Genomic DNA, 22,583 nt, shown 5'->3' with positions numbered 1-22,583 from the left:
CACTCAAGATGATGAGTATCAGCTTCTTGAACTGAGACATCGGTATTCCCTTTCCTCACGAGCTTTTCGCACAGCGATAAGTATAGCGCACATAGCCAGGTGACGCCCGCCTACCGCATACGTGGCGCCCGCCCACCGCAAAGCATCCCCCCGTCTGCCGAGTGCACGACCCCCGACAGGAAACGGCGTGAGAAATGCACGTATAATCGCGATCAGCGATTGAGAGAACCCCCGCACTCTTCGCAGGAGCCCCGCAGTCGCACCGCATTGGAATGCACGATGATCTCTTCACTGAAAGGGGACAACTATGGGATTTCTCACGGGTAAGACCGCCATTATCACCGGCGCTGGCTTCGCGGCGCTCACCGACGGGTCGGCGGGTTCCATCGGCTACGGCATCGCGACAGCCTACGCCAAGGAAGGCGCAAATCTGGTCATCACCGGCCGCAACACGAAGAAACTCGACGAGGCTAAGCGCCGTTTGGAGGAAGAGCATGGCATCCAGGTGCTGACCGTCGCCGCCGACGTGAATGCAGGGGCCGACAATAAGGCCGTCACGCAGGGAGTCGTGGACGCCGCTATCGAGAAGTTTGGTCGCATCGACGTGCTGGTCAACAACGCACAGGCTTCCGCATCGGGCGTCACGCTGGCCGACCACACCCCCGAGCAGTTCGATTTGGCCCTGTACTCGGGCCTCTACGCCACCTTCTACTACATGCAGGCATGCTATCCGTACCTGAAAGAGACGAAGGGTTCGGTTATCAACTTCGCTTCCGGCGCGGGTCTGTTCGGCAACTACGGCCAATGCGCTTACGCCGCCGCCAAGGAAGGCATCCGCGGTCTGTCGCGCGTAGCTGCCACCGAGTGGGGCCCCGACGGCATCAACGTGAATGTGGTGTGCCCGCTGGCTTGGACTGCGGCACTCGAGGGCTTCAAGAACCAGTATCCCGAGGCATTTGAGGCGAACGTAAAGATGCCGCCCATGGGTCATTACGGCAACGTCGAAACCGAAATCGGCCGTGTGGTCGTGCAGCTCGCCAGCCCCGACTTCAAGTTCATGAGCGGCGAAACCGTCACGCTCGAAGGCGGCATGGGCCTGCGTCCGTAACGCTTTAATTCGTTACGAGCGGAAACACGCAAGGTCGCGCGTGATAATGCACGATGCTGCCCCTTATTTGTAGTCGGCTGGATTCTTCGCTGCACTGCCCGTGGTGTTTTGAGCGGTGCGCAGTTCGCTGCCGAATGCAACCGCGCTCTCGCCGAAACGATCACGCACCGAGTCAGTCGCCTTCAGCAAACCGCGCCGGCGCTGTTCATCAAACAGCGCCGGCTCTTTCCGCTGAGTGGTGTCGGCAGAACTGCTTTCAAAAGCAGCGGTATCATCGCCAAACAGGCTTTCCTCAAACAGGCTTTCCTGTACGCAGGCATAATCGGAAAACCCGCTCATTGACACGCCCACCAAGCGCACGGGAATCCCTTCATGCCACACGCCGGAAAGAAGACGCCGCAATTCGGGCAGCATAACGAACTCATCATCGGTGGGAACAGACAGCTGACATTGCGCCGACCGGACCGCCCGATCGCCTAGGCGTAGCTTCAAGCCCAGACACGTTCCGGCAAGGCCCTTCTTGCGAAGTCGGCGACCAACCTTCGCCGCCATGGCTGCCAACGCCGATTCTACGTCGGAGCGAAGCACGAGGTCTTCTGCGAACGACGTTTCGTTCGACACCGACTTCACCGTACTGTCATCGATCAGAGGCGTGTCATCAGCCCCGAGCGCGCGCAGGTGCATGGTACGGCCATTTTTCCCGAACAGACGCACCAGCATGCGCTCGTCGGCACGGCTTAAGTCGCCGAGTGTTGCAATACCACGCGAGTGCAGCTTTTCTTCGGCAACCTTTCCCACACCGCTTAGTGTTCGCACGGGAAGCGGATCCAAGAACGCCTTCTCGCTCCCCGGATAGACCACGGTCAAGCCACAGGGTTTGTCCATGTCGGAGGCGATTTTCGCCACCGTTTTCGAAGTTCCCACCCCCACCGAACACGTTACTCCCAGCTCACGAACGCGACGCTGGATACGTTGCGCGATGAGCACGGGGTGTTCGCGGTTGCATCGCGTGGGCGTCACATCGAGAAATGCCTCATCAATGCTCACTTGTTGCACGCGCGGAGTCTCGTCGCGCAGGATGTCCATGACAAGGTTCGATATTTCGCGATAGCGAGTAAAACGCCCGCGCGTCCAGATGGCCTGCGGGCACAAGCGCGCCGCTTGCGATGAAGGCATGGCACTGTGTACCCCGAAGGCACGCGCCTCGTACGATGCGGTTGATACCACGCCACGCTTGTCAGCGTCGCCGCCAACGATGACCGGTTTCCCCCGCCATCCTGGATGATCGAGCTGCTCTACCGATGCAAAGAACGCATCAAGATCAACAAGCAGGATAGCCGGCCCCTCCCACGGCTCGAGCACAAGACCGTCTTCGAGTATCAAGTCGGTTTGTGGGTGTGACTGCAAACTGGTTACCGAATCGTTTCGCAAACCGGACGTCGAATCATCTTTCCCTAGCATCGCCGGATCGTTTCGCATGGCCACCACCTTTCCTGCATGCAATCAACCAACAAGTGTGAAGCTCATATCAAGCAGGCCCTCTATCTGCTCGAATGACACCGAGCCATCGAGACGAATAGTAACCCAATGTTCCTTGTTCATGTGCCATGCAGGATGGTAACCCTCTTCGTGCAGCAGGCTAGAAACAAGCAACGGGTCGGCCTTAACATTAAGAATGTCAAGCTTTTCGATGTTATCTAATCCAATATAGCGCCCAGGAATATCTGCAACCAGACCAAACCACTTGCGGCTAACCGGATGAATGAGCACTACGTAACCGGGATTCTTGTCGGGCCACTTACAGATAAGCTTCGCCCCATAACGGCTTTCTGCAACGTCGAAAACCTGATCACGCAACGATTCTTGCTGCCCATTCATGTCACTTACGTCACTCACAGAACTCACAGCACTCATATCACTCGCTCCATTCAAACAACAGTAATCGCAATGACGTCAACACCAGCAACATAAAATAATCTTCCTGCCACTTATTTCGCGTAAATTCTACCAAGCTCCCCTTGACAGACCGCTCGGCATTCCTATACTTATGAACAGTTGCTCATATGTTTGTTTGTACGACTGAACGGAGAAACAACCATGACCAACGAAATTTCGAATATCGTACAGGCTGCCGAAAGAGTTGTCGATAGCACTCCTTCGGCGCGTGCTATCGAATGCCCCTGCGGCTGCAACCGCGAGGAAAGTGCCTATTTGTTCGACACCATGCCCGACGAAGAGCTGCTGTACGATTTAGCCGACCTCTTCAAGGTGTTCGCCGACACCACGCGCATCAAAATCCTCTACGCGCTCATGGAACGCGAGCACTGCGTGGCCGACATCGCCGACATCGTCGGAGCCACACAAAGTGCCGTCTCGCATCAGCTGCGCACGCTCAAGCAGGCACGACTGGTGAAGTTTCGACGCGACGGCAAAAGCATCATCTATTCGCTGGCTGACGATCACGTGTACACCATGCTCGCTCAGGGTATGACACACCTCTGCGAGTAGCGACCTCGCAATAATTCGCACTCGCGAACGTGCTTCGCCGCAAAGCAACTGTGTGACCACATAACCACACGGCTGCAAACAGCTCGCCAGAAACTTGCCGGCAGGCCCTCTTGTGAACCATGCGCCGCACACCCAGGAGCAGCTGCGACGCTTACAAGCGCACACAACAAAGAAAGGAACTTACCATGCGCAAGACTTTCAAACTCAACGACCTCGACTGCGCCAATTGCGCCGCCAAGATGCAAGAAGTAATCAGCAAAATCGATGGCGTTACCAGCGCAAACGTCAACTTCATGATGCAGAAACTCACGATCGATGCCGACAGTGAGCGATTCGACGCAATAGTCGATGCCGCCCAAGCCGCCATATCGAAGATCGAGCCCGATTGCACGATTGTCCGCTAGCTCGAAAGGTACCTCCGACCATGAACAAGAAGCAGCGGCGCATGAGGAACCGCATCGTCATCGCACTCGTTCTTTTCGCCATTGTGTACGCCGTAACCGAGTTTTTGCCGCTTGACAGTTGGCTCGGTAGCGCACGGGCGGCCGTGTACGTCGAGTTCGCGCTATTCCTCGTGCCCTATCTTATAGCCGGATACGACGTGTTGCTGCGCGCCGGCCGCAATATCAAGTCGGGCCATATGCTCGATGAAAACTTCCTTATGTCCGTGGCCACCATCGGCGCTTTTTCGCTGGTTTTGTTCCCCGACAGCGGCCCGCACATGGCCGAAGGTGCAGCTGTCATGCTGTTCTACCAGGTAGGAGAGCTGTTCCAAAGCTACGCCGTAGGAAAAAGCCGCCAATCTATCGCTGAAATGATGGACATTGCGCCCGATTACGCCAACGTTATGGACGACGGACGGCTTGTTCAGGTCGATCCAACAGAGGTGGCCGTTGGCAGCAGAATTGTCGTAAAGGCTGGTGAGCGCGTGCCACTTGATGGCGTCGTGGTCGACGGCACCTCGCAACTTGACACCTCGGCGCTTACCGGCGAAAGCCTACCACGCACGGTTGAGCCAGGAAGCGACGTTATATCGGGCTGCGTAAACATGACGGGGCTTCTTACCGTGGAAACCACGAAACCCTTTGGTGAATCCACCGTCAGTCGTATTCTCGAACTTGTGGAAAATGCAAGCGACAAGAAGGCGCGAACCGAGAACTTCATCACCCGCTTCGCTCGCTGGTACACACCTATCGTCGTGGGAATAGCGGCACTTTTAGCTGTGATTCCGCCGCTTGCCGGCATGGGAAGCTGGAGCGACTGGGTATTCCGCGGCCTGACATTTTTGGTAGTCAGCTGCCCCTGCGCGTTGGTAATATCGGTACCGCTGTCGTTCTTCGGCGGTATTGGTGGTGCAAGCAAGCTGGGAATTCTGGTGAAGGGGTCGAACTATCTGGAAGCCCTCGCTTCGGTTGACACGGTGGTGTTCGATAAAACTGGAACGCTTACGAATGGTTCGTTCGTGGTTACCTCAGTGAAGCCCGCGCACCCCGGCGACGAAGAGCGCATCCTGCGCCTGGCTGCGCACGCTGAAGCGTTCTCCGACCACCCCATCGCGTTGTCTGTGCGTGCTGCGTTTTCAGGTGATATTGACACCGCGCAAATCTGCGATGTCGAAGAGCGCAGTGGGCATGGTGTGATGGCAACCATTGGTGGCGAACGCGTGAGTGTGGGCAATGACAAGCTCATGCACACATGCGGCATCATATTCGATGAAACCGATACGCAAGGAACTGTCCTGCACGTTGCAGCCAACGGCACCTATCTGGGGTTCATTGTTATCGCCGACGAACCGAAGCCCGACGCGGTCGCGGCCATACGTGCGCTCCATGAGGCTGGTGTGCGACGCACAGTCATGCTCACCGGCGACCGCTTAGCGGCGGCTCAATCGGTGGCTTCGCGGCTGGGTATCGACGAAGTACACGCGCAGTTACTTCCGCAAGATAAGGTGGAAGAAGTGGAGCGCTTGTTATCGGGTGGCGCAGCACGCACGGGTAAACTCGCATTCGTGGGAGACGGCATCAACGATGCGCCTGTTCTCACGCGCGCCGACGTTGGCATTGCCATGGGAGCTATGGGGTCGGACGCAGCCATCGAAGCAGCCGATGTGGTACTCATGGACGACAAACCGTCCAACATCGCCCGCGCTATCCGTATCTCGCGCAAAACCATGCGAATCGTGTGGCAAAACATCGTGTTCGCTTTAGGTGTGAAGTTCGCCGTACTGGTGTTAGCGGCTATTGGCGTGGCGAACATGTGGCTGGCGGTATTCGCCGATGTGGGCGTTGCCATTCTGGCTATCTTAAACGCCATGCGCTGCATGAATGTGCGCAAATAGCGGCGGCGCGTCGCGCTACATTCCGCTACACCCCGTGATGCAAGATGCGCTCGGCAAGGTCAATAAGACCTTGCCGGCCATGCACCGAGGTTTTCTGATAAATGCGCCGCAAATGGGTGTCTACCGTACTCTTCGAAATAAACAGCTCGGCAGCAATACGTTCGCTTGTGCGGCCCCGCAATGCGAGGGTGAGAACCTCGCCCTCGCGCGGAGACAACCCGAATTCGCTGGCGATGATGCGACTCGACTCATCAACCGGATCGCCTTTGTCCGCAATCGTTGCCAGCCGATTGAAATCGCGCTCCGTAAACAGGAACAGAAACGACGCCACTGCAGCAATGCCAGCGCATGCCGCAAGCGTCCCGTTGGTTTGAGCAACCGGACATGCCCATTCAATCAGGTTGCCCGCACCGATGCCTGCTGCCTCGCCTGCATAGAGCGCCGCAAAACCTCGAGCTAACGCCAACGCCGGATCGCCCTCGGCAACACTCGCCATCACCACAAACAGCGAAACCAGCACGTACGTAAGGCCCAAATACCCAGACAACACGATTGCTTCACCGGGAACACCATAGCCCCCCACCACGGGAAGCAGTAGAAAGCCCGCCATGATGACGAACATGGCCAAGCGGTACATGCCTTCGAGCGGGCGCTCATCGCCAGATGTCCCCGACGCGCCTTGTCCCCGACGCAGCACATCCGTTGTACCCACATTCTGCGGCGCGCTTCCGCAAACCTGTTGAATCGTTGCTACAACAAACAAGATAAACATGAACAAGCTGGCGGGAAGCGCTGGAGCCGATGCCATACCCGGATCAGAGCCAAACGTTTCCATCAAGCCCGCTGCCAGGCCAAACATCGCCATACCAACGAGCATCTTACGCGTGAGCAGCTCCGTTTCGCGCCGCTGCTCCCCTTCTGGCAGCAAATCAGCCAACACAAACGGTAGACCTGCAGCATGATCCTGTGGCGACACATCCGATAACTTCCGCAGGGTAGCGCCTTCATCATGTGCATGATGAGGAAAGCAACCAAGCGCACTCACGCTGCCCAATGGCAACAACTTCAACAACAGCACAGCCCCACTCGCCGGTACCACGTACGCAATCAGACACAAAACAGCACCAAGCCCCGCCCCTAAAACGATGATCATGAGTAGCCAGCGTCTCGGACAATGAGAAAATGCGCGACCCCACGCCGCCAGCAACGCGCCTGACGAGAAACCCACGAGCGCACTTTCCAACGCAATGCCAGCAACCGAATCGCCAAACAGTACCGGAGCAGCAGACCCAACGATTGCAAGCGCCGCATAACACCACAGAAGCGGACGAGAAAGCGCGGCACTGCGAGCGCGCGCCGATGCAGAATGGAGCGCAGCAAACGACAGCGTCATACACAAGAGAGCGCCGAACAGATCGGCGCGCTCGAACGCAAGCTGGCCGAGTATCGCCGCGCGGTTCCAGCCCGTATAGAACAGCGAAAAGAGAAAACCCTGGTTACATGCGAAGCCAACAACTGCTGGAAGAGCGTATTCGCTCAGCTGCGCCACCGCGAACCGCTGCGTACCCATGATGTATGGTGCCCTCCTTCCGCACGAAAGCCCACCGACTAGTTTCCGAACGACCGCACACCTTACGCGCTCTCACCAACCGCGCACCATTCAATCGTTCGTCATTCAACCGTGCCATGATAGCACGGACAAAAAACGCACCTGCAACCATTGCTGCAGATGCGTAAACTGAACAGCTTTGAGTTTTTGTCCGTAACTCACGTATCACTCGTAACGTTCGTAACGCCCATAACGTCGCGGTTTGCCGAGTTGCAAGTCGCCGCGTTGCAACTCATCTTGTCGCGCGAACGCAACCGAGTAGCTATTCCTTATCAGTTGTCTCTTCAGCTTTCGCGGGCTCTTCTTCGCTCGCCGCTGCTTCCTCTTCGGCCTCGACAGGTGCCGCCTTGACCCTCTTTACAACTTTTTTCTTCGCAGGTGACTCAGGCTCTTCCTCAACCTCTTCGACGGCATTCTCTTCCTCGTCATCATCCATGCCCTCAGACATGCCGGCACGCAAGTTACCGACGGTCTTGCCCAGCGCCTTGCCTAGCTTGGGAAGGTTCTTCGGTCCAAAGATAAGCAGTACGACCACCAAAATGATGACGAGCTCGGGAACACCCATGCCAAGAAACTTCATATTGGAATCCTCCTTCAGCGATTGCCTACGGTTTGCCACCGACGAAGCACACATGTCGTGCGAGCCTGCCTGCAGCATTGCTCGCCCAGCACCTTTGCCGCTAGCACCGTTTCATGTTAGGGAGAATTCTGCCATATCGTCTTCGACGCAGCTATCGTGCAGGTTAAGGATTTCCCCGAATAATTGCGTCGATCCTTGTCATGCAAATACATGACAAGACACGTAATACCTGTTCAACGCTACGGGCACGGCCTACATGTCATACGGAAGCGATTTGACCAGAACCACGTTGCTCGACGACATGAGCACAACGCCAGTTGAACCCTGCGATGCTGGCGACACGAACGTGGTGCCGTTAATGGTCTTGCCTTCCGGGAACAAACCGATGCGATCCTTGAGACAGATAGCCACATCAATGCCCGCAACGTCGCCCAACACGGACTTATACGGCACAAGCGCCACCACCATGCGAACACCCGCCGAGCGCAGGTAATCAACCTTCTCGGCAATCTGCTGCTTCGTATCCATTTCCGACACCGACAGCACACCAAATCGCACGCCATCGCGCAGAAGAATCAGTCCATCGGCGTATTTGCGAGGATGGTCAATATCAAGCAACAGCACCGACGAACCTGCCTTGCGGTAACTTTCCGCCACCCGTTCGGCCTCAGCGCGCGAGAAGCGGCGCGACCCTGGTTGCAGCTGATAGGGTGACGCTTCCCCTTCATCTTGTAACACACGGGCTTGCGTGGCCGACAGACCCTCGTATACGACAACATCGAACTCATCGAGTGCGTCGATCGTGTAGTCGATGTGAGAAGCGGCGATATTCCACGAATGACCGATAACCAGATACGCCGCCGCGGCAGCAAGCGCGCCTACCATTCCCAACGCGAACACTGCCAAGGCTATTTTTTCACGAGTAGGCTTTATCATGATGGTTGCGATTATACTGCCACATCACACGCTCCGCCATGCCGCGTGACATGGCGGAGCGTGTGAGCTTTTTCTTCGCTTCCTCTCACGTTCCGGAAACCGCGACTTCGCACCCTACGCCAGCATGGCTTCGATGCGCGCCTTCGGCTGCACACCAACGGCGCGGTCAACCTCTTTGCCCTGCTCGAATACCATGAGCGTCGGAACGCTCATCACCGCAAACCGCCGCGCAAGCGCCTGATTTGCATCGATGTCGAGCTTGTACACCGCGCGATCGACGGGAAGCTCAGCTGCCACCTCATCGAGCACCGGAGCCATCATCTTGCACGGGCCGCACCACGTTGCATAGAAGTCAACGAGAACCTTACCCGGCGCTTCGAGAACCAGTTTGGCAAACGTATCGCTTGTAACCTGTTCAACCATGTCGGGATCCTTTCTTTTGTTTGCGCGCCTGCGAATGCAGGACGCGTCACCTCCCTCGTCGATTGTAGAGCGGATGTGTGATGCAACGTACGACTGTAAGCGAATCGCTATAATACCTCGAAAGAAAGGACGCATTTATGAACTCACTGCACACAACTTCTCCAAAGGCACCCGACCGTACCGAGCACACACCTGAAAACATCCCATCTGCCGCCCGCTGTGACCACTTCCTGACCAATACGAACATTGTGCTGGAAGGCGGCGCAATGCGCGGACAGTTCACCGCCGGCGTGCTCGACTTCCTGATGGAACGCGGCGTTGCCTTCAACCGGGTTGTTGGAACATCGGCTGGTGCCTTGAATGGCTACAACTATCTATCGGGCCAGATCGGGCGCACCTGCCTGGTGAATACAGCTTTCTGCGACGACCCGCGCTACCTGTCGCTTCGAAGCTTTGTGAAAACAGGCAACGCATTCGGTCGCGAATTCTCCTTCCAGGAAATCCCCGACCGCCTGGTTCCCTTCGACTACGACGCGTTCAACGCCTCCCCTATGACGCTTACCGTGGTCAGCAGCGATCTCGAGCTCGGTGAAGCTGACTACCACGAATGCGTCGACGGACGCGGGTGTCTTCCGTACCTGATCGCGTCGTCATCGATGCCGCTTGTGAGCAAGATCATCGAGGTTGACGGCAAGAAATTGCTCGATGGCGGTACCTGCGACAGCGTGCCTATCAACTATTCTGTCAGCACCGGCGCAGCCAAGCACGTTGTGGTACTCACGCAGGCACCTGGGTATGAGAAGAAACCCAATAAGCTCATGCCACTCATGCGGCAGCAGTACGCCGATTACCCTTACTACCTGGAACGGTGCGAGCATCGCCACTACGAATACAACCGAACCTACCGCGCAATCGAGCGCATGCACGCCGCCGGCGAGGCCTTCGTCATCAGACCGCAGCTGCCCGTGAGTATATCGAGCATGGAGAAAGATGCCGACAAGCTGCTCGACTTGTATGAACAAGGATACGAGCAGGCAGCCCTAAACTGGCCTGCCCTGAAAACGTATCTGGAAATACGATAATCAATTCCGAGAGCCCCACGCAAACGGACCCAATCAGTGTTTCTTGGGATTCTAAACAGTAAGGCCCCTCTACAGAGGGGGCCTTACTGTTTTGCACGAAGAACTGCCGTCATGCGCCTTACAGCACTGCCGCGCGAAGTTCCTCTACAAGCTTCTCAACCGGCCACGACCCCAGATCGCCCTCATGGCGGTCGCGCACCGATACCGTGCCGTTCTCAATTTCTTTATCACCAAGCACTACCATGTAGGGAATTTTTTGGCTTTGCGCCTTGGCAATTTTCACGCGCATGGGTTCGTTCTGACTGTACACCTCTACCCTGCCGCCTGCGTCCTTGAGCGTGCGAGCCAATTTCTCGGCCGCCTCGTTGTGGCGATCAGCTAGCGGCAGAATGGTCACCTGCACCGGTGCCAACCACAGCGGCAGCGCGCCCGCATAATGCTCGATAAGAATACCGAGGAAGCGCTCGATAGAGCCGAAGATGGCGCGATGCAGCATCCACGGGCGCTCTTCGGTGTTGTCCTCGGTGCGATACGTGAGACCAAAGCGCTCGGGCATATTGAAATCAACCTGCACCGTGGAGCACTGCCACGTACGCCCGATAGCGTCTTTCACCTTAATGTCGATCTTCGGACCATAGAATGCGCCGTCACCCTCGTTGATATCGTAGGCAAGGTTGTGTCGCGCGCACGCTTCCTTCAGCGCACCCGTTGCATGCTCCCACATGTCATCGGTACCAATGGACTTCTCCGGCCGCGTGGATATTTCGGCAGCGTATTCGAACCCGAAGGTACCCATGATGTGGTCAACCAAATCAAGAATAGCAACTACCTCGTCGACCACCTGGTCACGCGTGCAGAACACGTGCGCGTCGTCCTGCGTGAAACCGCGAGCGCGCATAAGGCCATGTACCACGCCGCTCATCTCGTGACGATACACTGTGCCGAATTCGAAGTAACGCAGCGGCAAGTCGCGATAGGAATGCAGCTCATTTTTGTACAGCATCACATGCCCCGGGCAGTTCATGGGTTTCACACCGTACTCGGACAGACGCGGCTCTTCGTCGGTTCCCTCGTTGATGTTGAAGAAGTACATGTTCTCGTGATAGAAACCGTAGTGGCCACTTGTTTTCCATACGTCGGCGTTGTAGATATGCGGCGTGATTACCTCTTCATAACCACGTTCGTACAAGTCGCGTCGCAGCCATTCTTGCATGGTGCGGATAACGCGCGCGCCCTTAGGTAGGTAGAGCGGCAGCCCAACACCCGCCATAGGATCCATCATGTAAATACCCAGCTCACGGCCGAGTTTGCGGTGGTCGCGCTTCTCGGCTTCCTCTAGGTTATGCAGGTGCTCTTCAAGTTCTGCCTTCTTGAAGAACGCCGTGCCGTAGATGCGGGTGAGCATTTCGCGCGTTGCATCGCCCTTCCAATACGCACCAGCGACCTTCGTAAGCTTGAACGCACCGAGTTTACCCGTGGATGGCAAATGAGGGCCTCGACACAGATCCGTGAACGCGCCGATGGTGTATGTAGTAATGGTGGCGTCTTCGTCGAGTTCGTTAATGAGTTCCACCTTAAACGGCTGATCGGCGAAGTGTTCAAGCGCTTCTGTGCGTGATACCTCACAGCGCGCAAACGGCTCGTCAGCGCGTACGATTTCCGCCATGCGCGCTTCGATGCGCTCGAAGTCGTCTGGCGAGATAGTTGCGCCATCAGGTAACTGGATGTCGTAATAGAAGCCATTCTCTACCGCAGGGCCAACGCCGAACTTCACGTCGCCGTACAGGTCTACGAGCGCCGCAGCCATCACATGCGCGGCAGAATGGCGAAGCAGCTCGAGGCCTTCCTCACTTTTCGCTGTGACGATAGCAACGGAATCGCCGTCAGAAACCGGAGTCGACAGATCGACCGGCACGTCGTCTACCACACCCGCAAGCGCAGCCTTCGCCAGCCCTGAGCCGATAGAAGCGGCTACGTCGGCAACCGTGGCTCCGCTTGGCAGCTCTTTGATGGATCCGTCGGGCAGTACGATGTTCATATCATGTTCCTTTCCTGCGCCGGGTGCGCACAGAGCACCTGCACAAACTTCCGCTGCAGCGTTGAGTACCGCAGCGTGCTCATATTCACCCGCGCACATAACGCGGGGGATTCCACTTCGTTCGAACCGAGCTTACCACCCATGGGGTACACAGTTCGAAAAACGGGCCGCCTCCTTTCGGGAAGCGGCCCGCATGCAAACAGACTACGAACTCGCGGCAACAACACACCGCATCGCGCTCTGAATGCTACCGCTTACTGCGGCATTTGAGTTCGCGTATGCTGGGCAGCAGCACGGCGCTGACGCGGCGCGGCACCAACCGGAGTTGCGCAGAAGGGGCACACCGTCCACGCTGGGTCGAGCGCGTGATGACAGGCACCACACAGGTTCTTCAAACGCTGATGACAATTCGGACAGATCACGTAATCGGATTCGACCGGATAGCCGCAGCTCGCGCACTCTCCGTACTTCATAAGTTCCCGCTGCTTCAACGCCACCTCGAGCTCTTGCTCGTCGCGGTCGATCTGCAATAGTGGCGGGCGGAGCAGACAGTACGCGATAACGCCGATCAGCGGAACCAGAGCGAGAATACCCCAGACGTACCAAAACGTTCCGCGGAGGTAGGCATCGCGGATAACCCACACGATGGACAGCACATACAGAACCACCAGCATCACCACGATAGCGGTGAATGCGGCCTGGATTTCGGGTGTCCAGAGCTGCGACAGCAATTCTCCCATTTCAACCTCGTTTTCTCGGTCTGCGATGAGATGCGGAGCAAGCCACATCTCATCGCATTATAGCAAAGAAGCAAACTGCTCTGTCGTCGATCAGGAAATCTCTGCGAGCTGAGCATCAAGCCGAGCCAGTTTGTCAGTGAGGTCGGCGAGCTTTGCTTTGTCCTTCTCGATGATTTCAGGTGCCGCCTTCGCTAGAAAACCCGGATTTCCGAGCTTCTTCTGGAACTTGGCAACATCTTTCGCAAGTTTGTCGCGCTCCTTGCCCAAGCGGGCGCGTTCTGCCGCGAAGTCAACCAACCCTGACAACACGATATACACCTCAAGCCCTGGTGCCAGCGACACGCTGGATTCTGCAGGCTTGTTCACATCTGCGCCAATAACCAGCGATGCGGTGTTACCCATGCCGCAAATGAGGTCGCGCTGCGCCTCGAGCAGTGCCGTGTCGGCACCTTCCGCCTTCACCACCACCGCAAGCTCGGTCTTCGGCGAAATACCGTAGCGGGCGCGCGTTGAGCGAATGGCGTTTACACACTCGCACACCATCTGGATAGCGCGCTCAGCATCGGCGTCAACATAGCTCGAAAGCACTTCGGCGTCGGGCCATGCCGCACCAATGAGGTACGGCGCATCTGTACGGTTAATAGGCAGCTGTTGGTAGATTTCCTCAGTCACGAACGGCATGATGGGGTGCAGCAGACGCAATGCCTGATCGAGCACGAATACCAGGTTGCGCTGGCACACAGCACGGTCGGCAGCCGTACCGGCAAGGCGCGCCTTAGAAAACTCGATATACCAGTCACAGAACTCGTTCCAGAAAAACGCATACAACTCACGTGTAATCTCTCCGAACTCGAAGTTCTCAAATGCCTCGTCAACACGGGCCACCAACCCCGCCAAGCGGCTAAAAATCCAACGGTCAGCTGGTGTTTCGGGCGCAGGCGCACCTGGCTCATAATCGTCCAAATTCATAAGCACGAAGCGTGCGGCGTTGCGGATCTTGTTCGCGAAATTGCGGCTGCTTTCCAGCTTCGCTTCGTTGAACTTGAGATCTTGCGCGCCTGTTACCTGCATGAGTAAGCCAAAACGCATGCCATCGGCACCATAGTCCTGCATAAGGCGCAGCGGATCGACGCCGTTGCCGCGGCTCTTGCTCATGGGCTTACCATCGGCCGCCATCACCGTGGGGTGAATGATCACATGCTCAAACGGGATGGTTCCCGTGCAGTACATCGATGACATCACCATGCGCGCCACCCACAGCCCCATAATGTCGCGTGCCGTGGACAGCACTTGCGTGGGATACGCCGCCCTGATTTCGGGAGCATCCATACCCGATTCATTCCAGCCCATGGTCGCAAACGGCCACAACTGTGACGAGAACCAGGTATCGAGCACGTCATCGTCTTGCCGAGTGGGTGCGCCGCAGACCGGACACACCTCAACGTCGTCCACACTGGCGTCTTCCCAACCGCATGCGTCGCAGTAGAACATAGGGATGCGGTGCCCCCACCACAGCTGACGCGAGATACACCAGTCCTTCAGATTTGCAAGCCAGTCCAGATACACCTGCTTCCACCGTTCGGGATGGAACTGAATGGTGCCATCTTCCACCACGCGCGCGGCGTCCTGCTTGAGCGCATCCACCGCCACGAACCACTGTTCCGACTCCCACGGCTCCAGCTTGGTGTGGCAGCGGTAGCATGTCATGACGGAGTGATCGTGATCCTCCACCTTCTCGAGCAGCCCCAACTCATCAAACGCAGCAACAACCGCTTCGCGCGCCTGGTCGCGATCCATACCGGAGAAGCGCCCATAGCCTTCCACCACGTGCGCTGTCTCGTCGAAGATATTGATGCGCTCAAGACCGGCGTGTTCACCCATCGCCCAGTCGTTCGGATCGTGGGAAGGTGTCACCTTAACGCAGCCCGTACCAAACTCGGTATCAACATGCCAATCGGCGAAAATAGGAATCTCTCGATCCACGAGCGGCAGCTTCACAGTTTTTCCCACCAGGTGGGCAAAACGTTCGTCTTTGGGGTTAACCGCCACACCCGTGTCACCGAGCATGGTTTCGGGCCGTGTAGTTGCCACTACTAGGTATTCAAGCCCGTCAACGGGTTCGGTAAGCGGATAACGCAGGTACCACAAATGTCCCGACTCGTCCACGTATTCGGCCTCGTCATCAGCGATAGCAGTGGTGCAGTGCGGACACCAGTTCACGATACGCTTGCCGCGGTAAATGAGGTCGTGATGGTACCAGTCAACGAAGAGCTTACGCACCGCGCGCACGTAGCCCGGCTCCAGCGTAAAGTGCTCGTCATCATAGTCACACGAACAGCCCATGCCTTTGATTTGATCTACGATAGTGGCTCCGTACTCGCGATACCAGTCGTAACACGCATCAATGAACGCCTCACGCCCGATTTCCATACGCGAGATGCCCTCGTCGGCAAGCTTCTTGTCCACCTTAGTCTGCGTGGCAATGCCCGCGTGGTCGGTGCCGAGCACCCAGCGAGTGGGACGCCCCTGCATGCGTGCGCGACGAATGCAGGTGTCTTGAATGGTATCGTTTAAGGCATGTCCCATATGAAGCACGCCGGTGATGTTCGGTGGCGGAATGACGATGGTATACGGCTTCCCCTTCTGCTTGCCGAAGCCCTCACCACGCTGGTAATACCCCGCGTCTTTCCACGCCTCGAACAGCGGGCGCTCATGCGCCGCGAAGTCGTAGTCGATCTTTTTCTCCTGCGTGCTCTCTGCCATGTCATGCTCTTTCATGCTCTCGTGCGCGCAGATGCGGCATGTCTGCTTACCGCCGTCCTGGCGCGCGTTCCAACGAAAAGTGGACTCCTATCAAAAGGGCAGTCCACCACTGAGACAAGGATCCCCCCGTTTGCTCGCTTACTCGCTTACCTTACGCACTCAACCCTTCAGTTTCGCCGAATTCAGCCATCTGTTCTATAAACACGGTCGTCTCCCCCAAAACGTCGCTCGCACGTACCACCACGCGCTTGGCGCCTGTATGGTCAGGCAGCTCATACATGACGTTTTGCAGCACACGCTCACAGATGGAACGCAATCCACGCGCGCCCGTGCCGTGTTCAACCGCCTCGTGTGCAATAGCGGCAAGCGCTTCCGCCTCGAAGGTGAGTGCGGCGTTCTCAAACTCGAACATGCGCGTGTACTGCTTTACCAATGCGTTCTTCGGTTCGGTGAGAATACGCACGAGGTCTTCCTCAGACAGCTCTTGCAGCGACGTGACTACGGGAATACGCCCCACAAACTCGGGGATCATGCCGAACTTGTTCAAATCTTCGGGCAGCACCTGGGCAAGCAGCTCGGCTTCGGCGAGTTTCTTACTTTCGGGCAACTCGGATGCGAAACCCAACCCGTTTTTCCCCACGCGCTGAGCAATGATGTCAGACAAGCCCACAAACGCGCCGCCCAAGATGAACAGGATGTTCGTCGTGTCGATATGCAGTAGCTCCTGCTGCGGGTGTTTGCGCCCACCCTGCGGGGGCACGCTCGCCTCGGTGCCTTCAACGATTTTCAGCAGCGCCTGCTGCACGCCCTCGCCCGACACGTCGCGTGTGATGGATAGGTTTTCGGCCTTGCGGGCAATCTTGTCGATCTCGTCGATATAAATGATGCCGATTTCGGCGCGCGGAATGTCGAAATCTGCCGCCGTCATCAGCTTTAGTAGGATATTCTCCACGTCTTCACCCACGTAGCCCGCCTCGGTAAGCGTGGTGGCGTCGGCGATGGCGAAAGGCACCCGCAGCGTACGCGCGAGCGTTTGAGCCAAAAGCGTTTTACCCGAGCCCGTGGGACCTAAGAGCATGATGTTGCTCTTAGCAAGCTCAACATCGCCCTCTGCAGCGACCGCACCCATACTGATGCGCTTGTAGTGGTTATACACGGCAACCGACAGCGCCCGTTTTGCCTGTTCCTGCCCCACCACGTGTTCGGAAAGCTTTTCGTAGAGTTGCCGAGGTGTGGGCAGGTTCTCCAACGGCGCAGGGGCTACAGCATGCGCGGCGGCAGCCCCCTTCTCATTCTTGGAAGCCGATCGGTTACGGCTAGACCTTCCGCTACGACCGGGCATTTGCTCATCGCTATCAATAGGTACATTAAAGCCGGGAATCCCCAAACCCAAATCACTCAGCATAGCGTCGGCGCATACCGATATACACTCATCGCAGATGTTCACGCCGCTCGGCCCGGTTATCATCGCGGCAACCTGATGCGGCCGCTTCCCGCAGAATGCACAGTAGATGGGACCGTCGTCGTGACCCATCTGTTCATCGTCGCGTCGATCGTTCATTGAATTCTATCCACCGTCCTATTCGGCGTTCGCGGCACTACGCGGCATGGCGATCTTGTCAACCAGGCCGTACTCGAGCGCCTCTTCAGCATCAAGCCAGTTATCGCGCTCGCAGTCGACGTGCACCTGTTCGGACGACTTACCGCAGTGTTTGGCGATAATACCCTCCAAACGGTCGCGTGTCTTCCTGATTTCCTCAGCCATAATCTGGATATCGGTCTGCTGTGTGTGACCATCGCCCGTGCCGCCCATCGGCTGATGCATCATCACCTGCGCGTTCGGCAAAATAATGCGCTTACCAGGCGCGCCGCCCGCGAGCAGCGGCACGGCCATGGAGGCCGCCATACCAAGGCAGATAGTAGACACATCGCACTTCACGAACTGCATGGTGTCGTAAATAGCCAGCCCCGCCGACACGCTGCCGCCCGGCGAGTTGATGTACAGCGAGATATCCTTATCGGGATCGGCGCTTTCCAGATGAAGCATCTGCGCGACAACGGAGTTCGCCACATGATCGTCGATCGGCTCACCCAAGAAGATAATGCGATCGTTGAGCAGTCGCGAGTAAATGTCGTAGCTGCGCTCGCCACGCGGAGACTGCTCGATGACGTAGGGGATCAGTGCGGATTTCGTTTCGTAGCCCATGGGTCCTCCTAGGTTTCGTCTCGGTGCTTGTTTCTTATACAGTTGCGCGCATTCCGCTCGAATGCGCAAGGGGCCGCATGAGCGGCCCGTATGCCATCACGGCCTGCCAAACGCGCCCAAGCACGCCCAGCAGGCCGCCATGCAATGTGTCTAAAGCCAAGGCGATGTTACTCGGCCTTCTCAGTAGCCTCGTCGGCCTTCTTCGCGGCCTTCTTGGCAGCCTTCTTCTTGGCAGGCTTGGTCTCGGTAACTACCGCGCCGTCCATCAACTCCATAGCCGCGCGGGAACGCAGGATGCCCTGGCGCACCATGTGCAGCTGGCCGTTGGCCGTCCACTCCTTTTCGAGCTCCTTTGGATCCTCGGCACCGCTCTTGGCGAACTCGGCGGACACTTCCTCGCTCGTAACCACGTACTCGTTGTGGCGTGCCCACGCATCAAGTGCCATATCCTGGCGAGTGATGTCAGCTGCCTGCTTCTTCACGTCATCTTTAAACTGGTCGGTGGTCAGGTTGTTGGCAGCAAGGTACATGTCGAACGTCAAGCCCTGCATCTGCAGCTGTTGGAAGAAGTTCTGCAGCAGCTGACCTTCCTGCTGCTCACAGAGAGTCTCAGGGATATCGCCCTCAAGACGCTCAGCAAGCTTCGCCAGACACGCGCCTTCCTTAAGCGCTGGCATGTTCATTTTCTTCTGCGACTCAATGCCGTCATGAACGCGAGTGCGCAGGTCTTCCACACTCTCGAAGTTATTCTCCTTCGCCCACTCGTCAGTAACCTCAGGTAGTACGCGCTTCTTCACCACGTTAACCTTCACCTCGAAGGCAATCTTTTCGGTCTTGCCGGAAAGAGCGCGAAGCAGAATCGGCGGCTCGGCAGGCATATCGATGGTAAACGAGACGTCCTGACCCTTCTTCAGGCCAACCAGCTGCTCGTCAAACTCGGCAGGCAACATGTCAGAACCCAAGGCGTACGTGCGAGATTCACTGGTGAGCGTGGGAAGTTCCTCGCCGTCGTCATCGGTTGCCTTGATAGCAATATCCACGACACTGTCGGCCTTCACCTTAGCGTTAGCAGAAGCGTCTTCGAGCGTGGAAAGCTGCTCGCGGAATTCTTCGATCTGCTCGTCAACCTCGTCGTCAGTAACCTCTTCGGAGGGAAGCTCGATCTCGACAGGCTCGTAGCTGGTCAGCTCGAAATCGGGAATGCGATCGAACTCAACAGTGAACTCGTAGGGTGCCCCAGCTTTCACCAGCTCATCGGCATTGACGGCGGGCTGACCCATAGGATATAAGCCACTCGCGTCGATAGCCAGCGGGTAATTGGTGTTAACCAGCTCATCGGTGACAGCTGCGCGCACAGCATCCTTACCAAGCATGTTGTCAATAACCGGACGCGGGGCGCGACCCTTGCGGAATCCGGGGAAGTTATATCTGTTGGCGAATTCCTTGTACGTCTTCTTGATACCGGCATCAACGTCTGCCGCCTCGATGGTAACGGTCACCTTCGCACGGTTGCCTTCCATCGCCTCAACTTTAGTTTCCACGTATGTTTCCTCCATTGTCCTTACATCGCCTTGCGGCACATGCGAGCCCGCAGTGCGCACGTTGCTTGCCACGGAATGCCGCCGCATTACGCGCTTCGGGCACACCAACCATGAATTATGGCACATAAACCCCGCATCGGAAAGAAAAATGCACACGTTCACAAGAACGGAAAACGCCGGCCGTGCCCCGCCGTGTCCCTGCCCGTGCTACCTACTCCCCGCTGCTCTCGCCGCTGCCCGCCCGCACTCGCGCCCCATCGGTCACGCCACGCTCAGCCACTTGCAGTGCATCTCGTCGCACCATCCGAATTGCCCGTCAAGCTCCACGCTGTGTCTTACCACAATCCGTCCAACCTCCACAGCGTCGCCCTTGCGATCGCCGTTAAAACAAAGTTTCGGCAAAAAGGCGGATGAATGTCGCGAAAGTCTTTTGATGTACGGTAAACAACGGGTATCATAACCCAAGACAAAGGAAACGCGATTTGCACATGCAGGACGGTCACATGGCAACTTCTCTGAACATACCCCAGGAACGAGAGCTTCACCGATTGCTCGAATACGAGCGCACCACGTGTGGCGCAGGCGGCGAGGCGATGTTCCGCTGTGCCTTCCCTTTGCTCGAGAACAACACATTGCAAACGGAACTCATCGAAAAGGGCATGCTCGCAGTTCGCGCTGACCAACATCGCGGCAGCGTAGTCGTTATCACCAGCGATGGTTACTCATACTTCGCCGAGTTGCAACGTAGCGAAATGGAGCACGCGCGCGAGCAACGCCGCGAAGTGCGTATTGTCACCTACTCGGTCATGCTCGGTGCCATTTGTGCTATCGTCGGCTTTATCATCGGCCACATCTTCGCATAAGGAAACACCTCCGTCTTAAACTCTTTGGGATACTATGCGTTATATGAAATACCGTGGGATCGGGCGGTAGCGCTCTCCGTGTTGCCGTAAGCGTCGCTATGCCTCTTCACACACGCACGCCACGTTCTTGCCACTAACCGCCACGCCCCAGAAAAGAGTGCCCGCCCTTCCGGAGTGCGCTCCTACTCCATATACGCGATCGCGAGCCTGAGCGAGAGCAGCGCGAGCCAATTCGTCTAGGTTCTCGGCCTTGGGCGTATCGGGTCTTGCATACTTAAGCTCAAGAACGATAACAGGTCGACGATCGGGATCGATCGGCTGAACTCGCACATCAAAACGGCCTTTACCGGCCTCACGGTTGGATATTGGATCTTCGTAGCCGCACATGCCAAACAATAGTCCCAACACGAGCATATGGTAGCTGTTCTCGCGCGTCAGGTCGAAGCAGCTGGCCGACTCATACAGGACACCCTTAAACTCTTCGGTAGCCACGTCGGCCTCGCCCTCCGTCAGGGCTCGGTGCAGTTCGACAAGCCGACCCCCATTGCCCGACACCTCAGAAAAGCGGTCGACGATCTCCGCACGGAACAGCTCTCTGATTTCGGCATTCGGAATGCGCAGCGGGCGCTCTCTGCGTGTGTTATTCGGAAGCTCTGTGTCCTCAGTGGTAAGGTAGCCAGCCAAATACAGCATGCTCCAAAGCGCACCCGACCGAATTCCCGCATCGGGAAACACCACGCCCAAATCCAACGACTCGCTCACCGTGCCCTCCGGTTTCATAAGAGTATACAGACGTTCCCATGTGCGATCGTCCGCACAACGCACCATCTCCCCCAGTACCGAATTGGAAGAAGTATTGCCCCAGTACACATCGGCTACACAACCACTGTCAAAGAAGTTGAGTACACTCCAGGGATTGTATACGTCCACGCCCCCAAATCGATACCCGTCGTACCATTTTCGAGCCTTGCCGGCGTCATCCGGAACGTCCAGGTACTCAGCCAAGGCATCAACCTCATCATCGGTAAACCCATAGCGCTCGTCGGATACTACGTTGAGCGCGGTGCTTACCTTAAGGTTGTTAAGGTCGGAGAAAATTGACTCTTTAGTGATGCGCTGTACGCCTGTGAGCACCGCAAAGGCGAGCGCGTTGTTGTCCTTCAAGGCACCGGTGAGCCAGCCCTTCAGGAAGGCCACCACTTCTTGGTAGTAGCCATATGTATAGCCCGCCATCACCGGCGCGTCGTATTCGTCAATAAGAACAACGGCGCGACGGCCGTGATGCTTGAAAAGAAGACGGCACAGGTTCAGAAGAGACCGGCCCATATCGGTACTCAGACGCCCTTCCATGATAGTCGCGACGTATGCACGCTCGGTGTCGGAAATCCGATCGCTCTGAGCGAGATAGGCGTGGCGTTCGTATTCGACCGAAATATTCCCCCGAATTGCAGCACTCGCTTCGTCCCACGCCAGCTGTTTCGCGTCGTTGAATGAAATGCGTACAACAGGGTATGCCTGGAAGTATTCCTGATAGCGGCCACCCTCAGCATCCCATACGGCAAGGTTTTGAAAGAGCGGTGTCGTGTCCATGGCAGACGGGTCATTCGGCGAGGGAATCTCAAGAAACGACTGCAGCATACTCAGGTTCAACGACTTTCCGAAGCGACGAGGTCGACAAAACAGCGTAGCTACAGCACCACTATCAAGCACGTCAGCTACCAGCATGGATTTGTCGATAAACACCGAGTTTTCCACCACCGTGATGAAGTTGCTGTTGCCAATAGGCAGCATCTTACGTCCTGTCAAATCGGATATACGCACGTTGCCCTTTCGGAAAACGCCGTTCTC

At 56.9% G+C, this 22,583-nt stretch carries 19 protein-coding genes; 6 read left to right on the top strand and 13 right to left on the bottom strand.

The features are described 5' to 3' along the window. Positions 1–307: 307 nt before the first annotated feature. Positions 308–1,108 carry an SDR family NAD(P)-dependent oxidoreductase gene (locus G7Y44_RS08720; protein ID WP_165046007.1) on the top strand — a complete coding sequence of 267 codons (801 nt, stop codon included), beginning with the start codon at positions 308–310 and terminating at the stop codon, positions 1,106–1,108. A gap of 63 nt (positions 1,109–1,171) precedes the next feature. Here the strand turns inward: G7Y44_RS08720 and dinB are convergent, their stop codons facing one another. Beyond that, on the bottom strand, positions 1,172–2,587 hold the full coding sequence (gene dinB, locus G7Y44_RS08715) for a DNA polymerase IV (RefSeq protein ID WP_241159237.1): 1,416 nt from the start codon (positions 2,585–2,587) through the stop codon (positions 1,172–1,174). Between the two features lie 24 nt (positions 2,588–2,611). After that, complete coding sequence (locus tag G7Y44_RS08710) at positions 2,612–3,022, bottom strand: MmcQ/YjbR family DNA-binding protein (RefSeq protein WP_165249138.1); 411 nt, start codon at positions 3,020–3,022, stop codon at positions 2,612–2,614. Between the two features lie 309 nt (positions 3,023–3,331). Between G7Y44_RS08710 and G7Y44_RS08705 the strand changes: the two genes are divergently transcribed. From G7Y44_RS08705 to G7Y44_RS08695, 3 genes are all read left to right on the top strand, one after another. Continuing rightward, on the top strand, positions 3,332–3,616 hold the full coding sequence (locus tag G7Y44_RS08705) for an ArsR/SmtB family transcription factor (RefSeq protein ID WP_165046105.1): 285 nt from the start codon (positions 3,332–3,334) through the stop codon (positions 3,614–3,616). 185 nt (positions 3,617–3,801) lie between these two features. Further along, positions 3,802–4,020 (top strand): cation transporter, encoded by a 219-nt coding sequence (locus G7Y44_RS08700; RefSeq protein ID WP_165249136.1) that lies wholly within the window; start codon positions 3,802–3,804, stop codon positions 4,018–4,020. A 20-nt stretch (positions 4,021–4,040) separates the two neighbouring features. Next, positions 4,041–5,954, top strand: coding sequence for a heavy metal translocating P-type ATPase (locus tag G7Y44_RS08695; protein ID WP_165249134.1), 1,914 nt, complete (start codon positions 4,041–4,043; stop codon positions 5,952–5,954). 25 nt (positions 5,955–5,979) lie between these two features. Here the strand turns inward: G7Y44_RS08695 and G7Y44_RS08690 are convergent, their stop codons facing one another. From G7Y44_RS08690 to trxA, 4 genes are all read right to left on the bottom strand, one after another. After that, positions 5,980–7,524 (bottom strand): helix-turn-helix transcriptional regulator, encoded by a 1,545-nt coding sequence (locus G7Y44_RS08690; protein ID WP_165249132.1) that lies wholly within the window; start codon positions 7,522–7,524, stop codon positions 5,980–5,982. Between the two features lie 301 nt (positions 7,525–7,825). Beyond that, complete coding sequence (tatA, locus tag G7Y44_RS08685; RefSeq protein ID WP_165046083.1) at positions 7,826–8,143, bottom strand: twin-arginine translocase TatA/TatE family subunit; 318 nt, start codon at positions 8,141–8,143, stop codon at positions 7,826–7,828. A gap of 252 nt (positions 8,144–8,395) precedes the next feature. After that, complete coding sequence (locus G7Y44_RS08680) at positions 8,396–9,079, bottom strand: hypothetical protein (protein ID WP_165249130.1); 684 nt, start codon at positions 9,077–9,079, stop codon at positions 8,396–8,398. Positions 9,080–9,193: 114 nt separating this feature from the next. Continuing rightward, positions 9,194–9,502, bottom strand: coding sequence for a thioredoxin (trxA, locus tag G7Y44_RS08675; RefSeq protein WP_165249128.1), 309 nt, complete (start codon positions 9,500–9,502; stop codon positions 9,194–9,196). 137 nt (positions 9,503–9,639) lie between these two features. Between trxA and G7Y44_RS08670 the strand changes: the two genes are divergently transcribed. After that, positions 9,640–10,584: a patatin-like phospholipase family protein gene (locus G7Y44_RS08670; protein ID WP_165249126.1), complete on the top strand. Its 945-nt coding sequence runs from the start codon at positions 9,640–9,642 to the stop codon at positions 10,582–10,584. A gap of 118 nt (positions 10,585–10,702) precedes the next feature. On the opposite strand, the gene thrS is transcribed toward G7Y44_RS08670, so the two are convergent. From thrS to tig, 6 genes are all read right to left on the bottom strand, one after another. Next, entirely contained in the window at positions 10,703–12,622 is a 1,920-nt protein-coding gene (thrS, locus tag G7Y44_RS08665) for a threonine--tRNA ligase (RefSeq protein ID WP_165249124.1), read from the bottom strand. A 254-nt stretch (positions 12,623–12,876) separates the two neighbouring features. Then, positions 12,877–13,362 carry a zinc ribbon domain-containing protein gene (locus G7Y44_RS08660; protein WP_165046088.1) on the bottom strand — a complete coding sequence of 162 codons (486 nt, stop codon included), beginning with the start codon at positions 13,360–13,362 and terminating at the stop codon, positions 12,877–12,879. A gap of 90 nt (positions 13,363–13,452) precedes the next feature. Next, positions 13,453–16,125, bottom strand: a complete 2,673-nt coding sequence (locus G7Y44_RS08655) for a valine--tRNA ligase (RefSeq protein ID WP_165249122.1) — start codon at positions 16,123–16,125, stop codon at positions 13,453–13,455. A 151-nt stretch (positions 16,126–16,276) separates the two neighbouring features. After that, positions 16,277–17,686 (bottom strand): ATP-dependent Clp protease ATP-binding subunit ClpX, encoded by a 1,410-nt coding sequence (gene clpX, locus G7Y44_RS08650; protein WP_165249120.1) that lies wholly within the window; start codon positions 17,684–17,686, stop codon positions 16,277–16,279. Positions 17,687–17,704: 18 nt separating this feature from the next. Next, positions 17,705–18,331 carry an ATP-dependent Clp protease proteolytic subunit gene (locus G7Y44_RS08645; RefSeq protein WP_165249118.1) on the bottom strand — a complete coding sequence of 209 codons (627 nt, stop codon included), beginning with the start codon at positions 18,329–18,331 and terminating at the stop codon, positions 17,705–17,707. Between the two features lie 167 nt (positions 18,332–18,498). Beyond that, a complete protein-coding gene (gene tig, locus G7Y44_RS08640) occupies positions 18,499–19,872 on the bottom strand; it encodes a trigger factor (protein ID WP_241159236.1) in 1,374 nt (457 codons plus the stop codon). 503 nt (positions 19,873–20,375) lie between these two features. Here tig and G7Y44_RS08635 point away from each other — a divergent pair. Further along, the gene (locus G7Y44_RS08635) at positions 20,376–20,735 is read left to right on the top strand and encodes a hypothetical protein (RefSeq protein ID WP_165249116.1); all 360 of its coding nucleotides are present in this window, start codon (positions 20,376–20,378) and stop codon (positions 20,733–20,735) included. A gap of 96 nt (positions 20,736–20,831) precedes the next feature. Here the strand turns inward: G7Y44_RS08635 and G7Y44_RS08630 are convergent. Beyond that, positions 20,832–22,583: AAA family ATPase (locus tag G7Y44_RS08630; RefSeq protein ID WP_206214446.1), on the bottom strand; the 1,752-nt coding region annotated here is incomplete at its 5' end.

The sequence above is a fragment of the Adlercreutzia sp. ZJ141 genome (assembly GCF_011038965.1).
In the GTDB taxonomy this organism is placed as follows: Bacteria; Actinomycetota; Coriobacteriia; order Coriobacteriales; family Eggerthellaceae; genus ZJ141.
The sequence above is the reverse complement of the archived record's forward strand: the minus strand, read 5'-3'. Positions and strand labels throughout refer to the sequence as shown.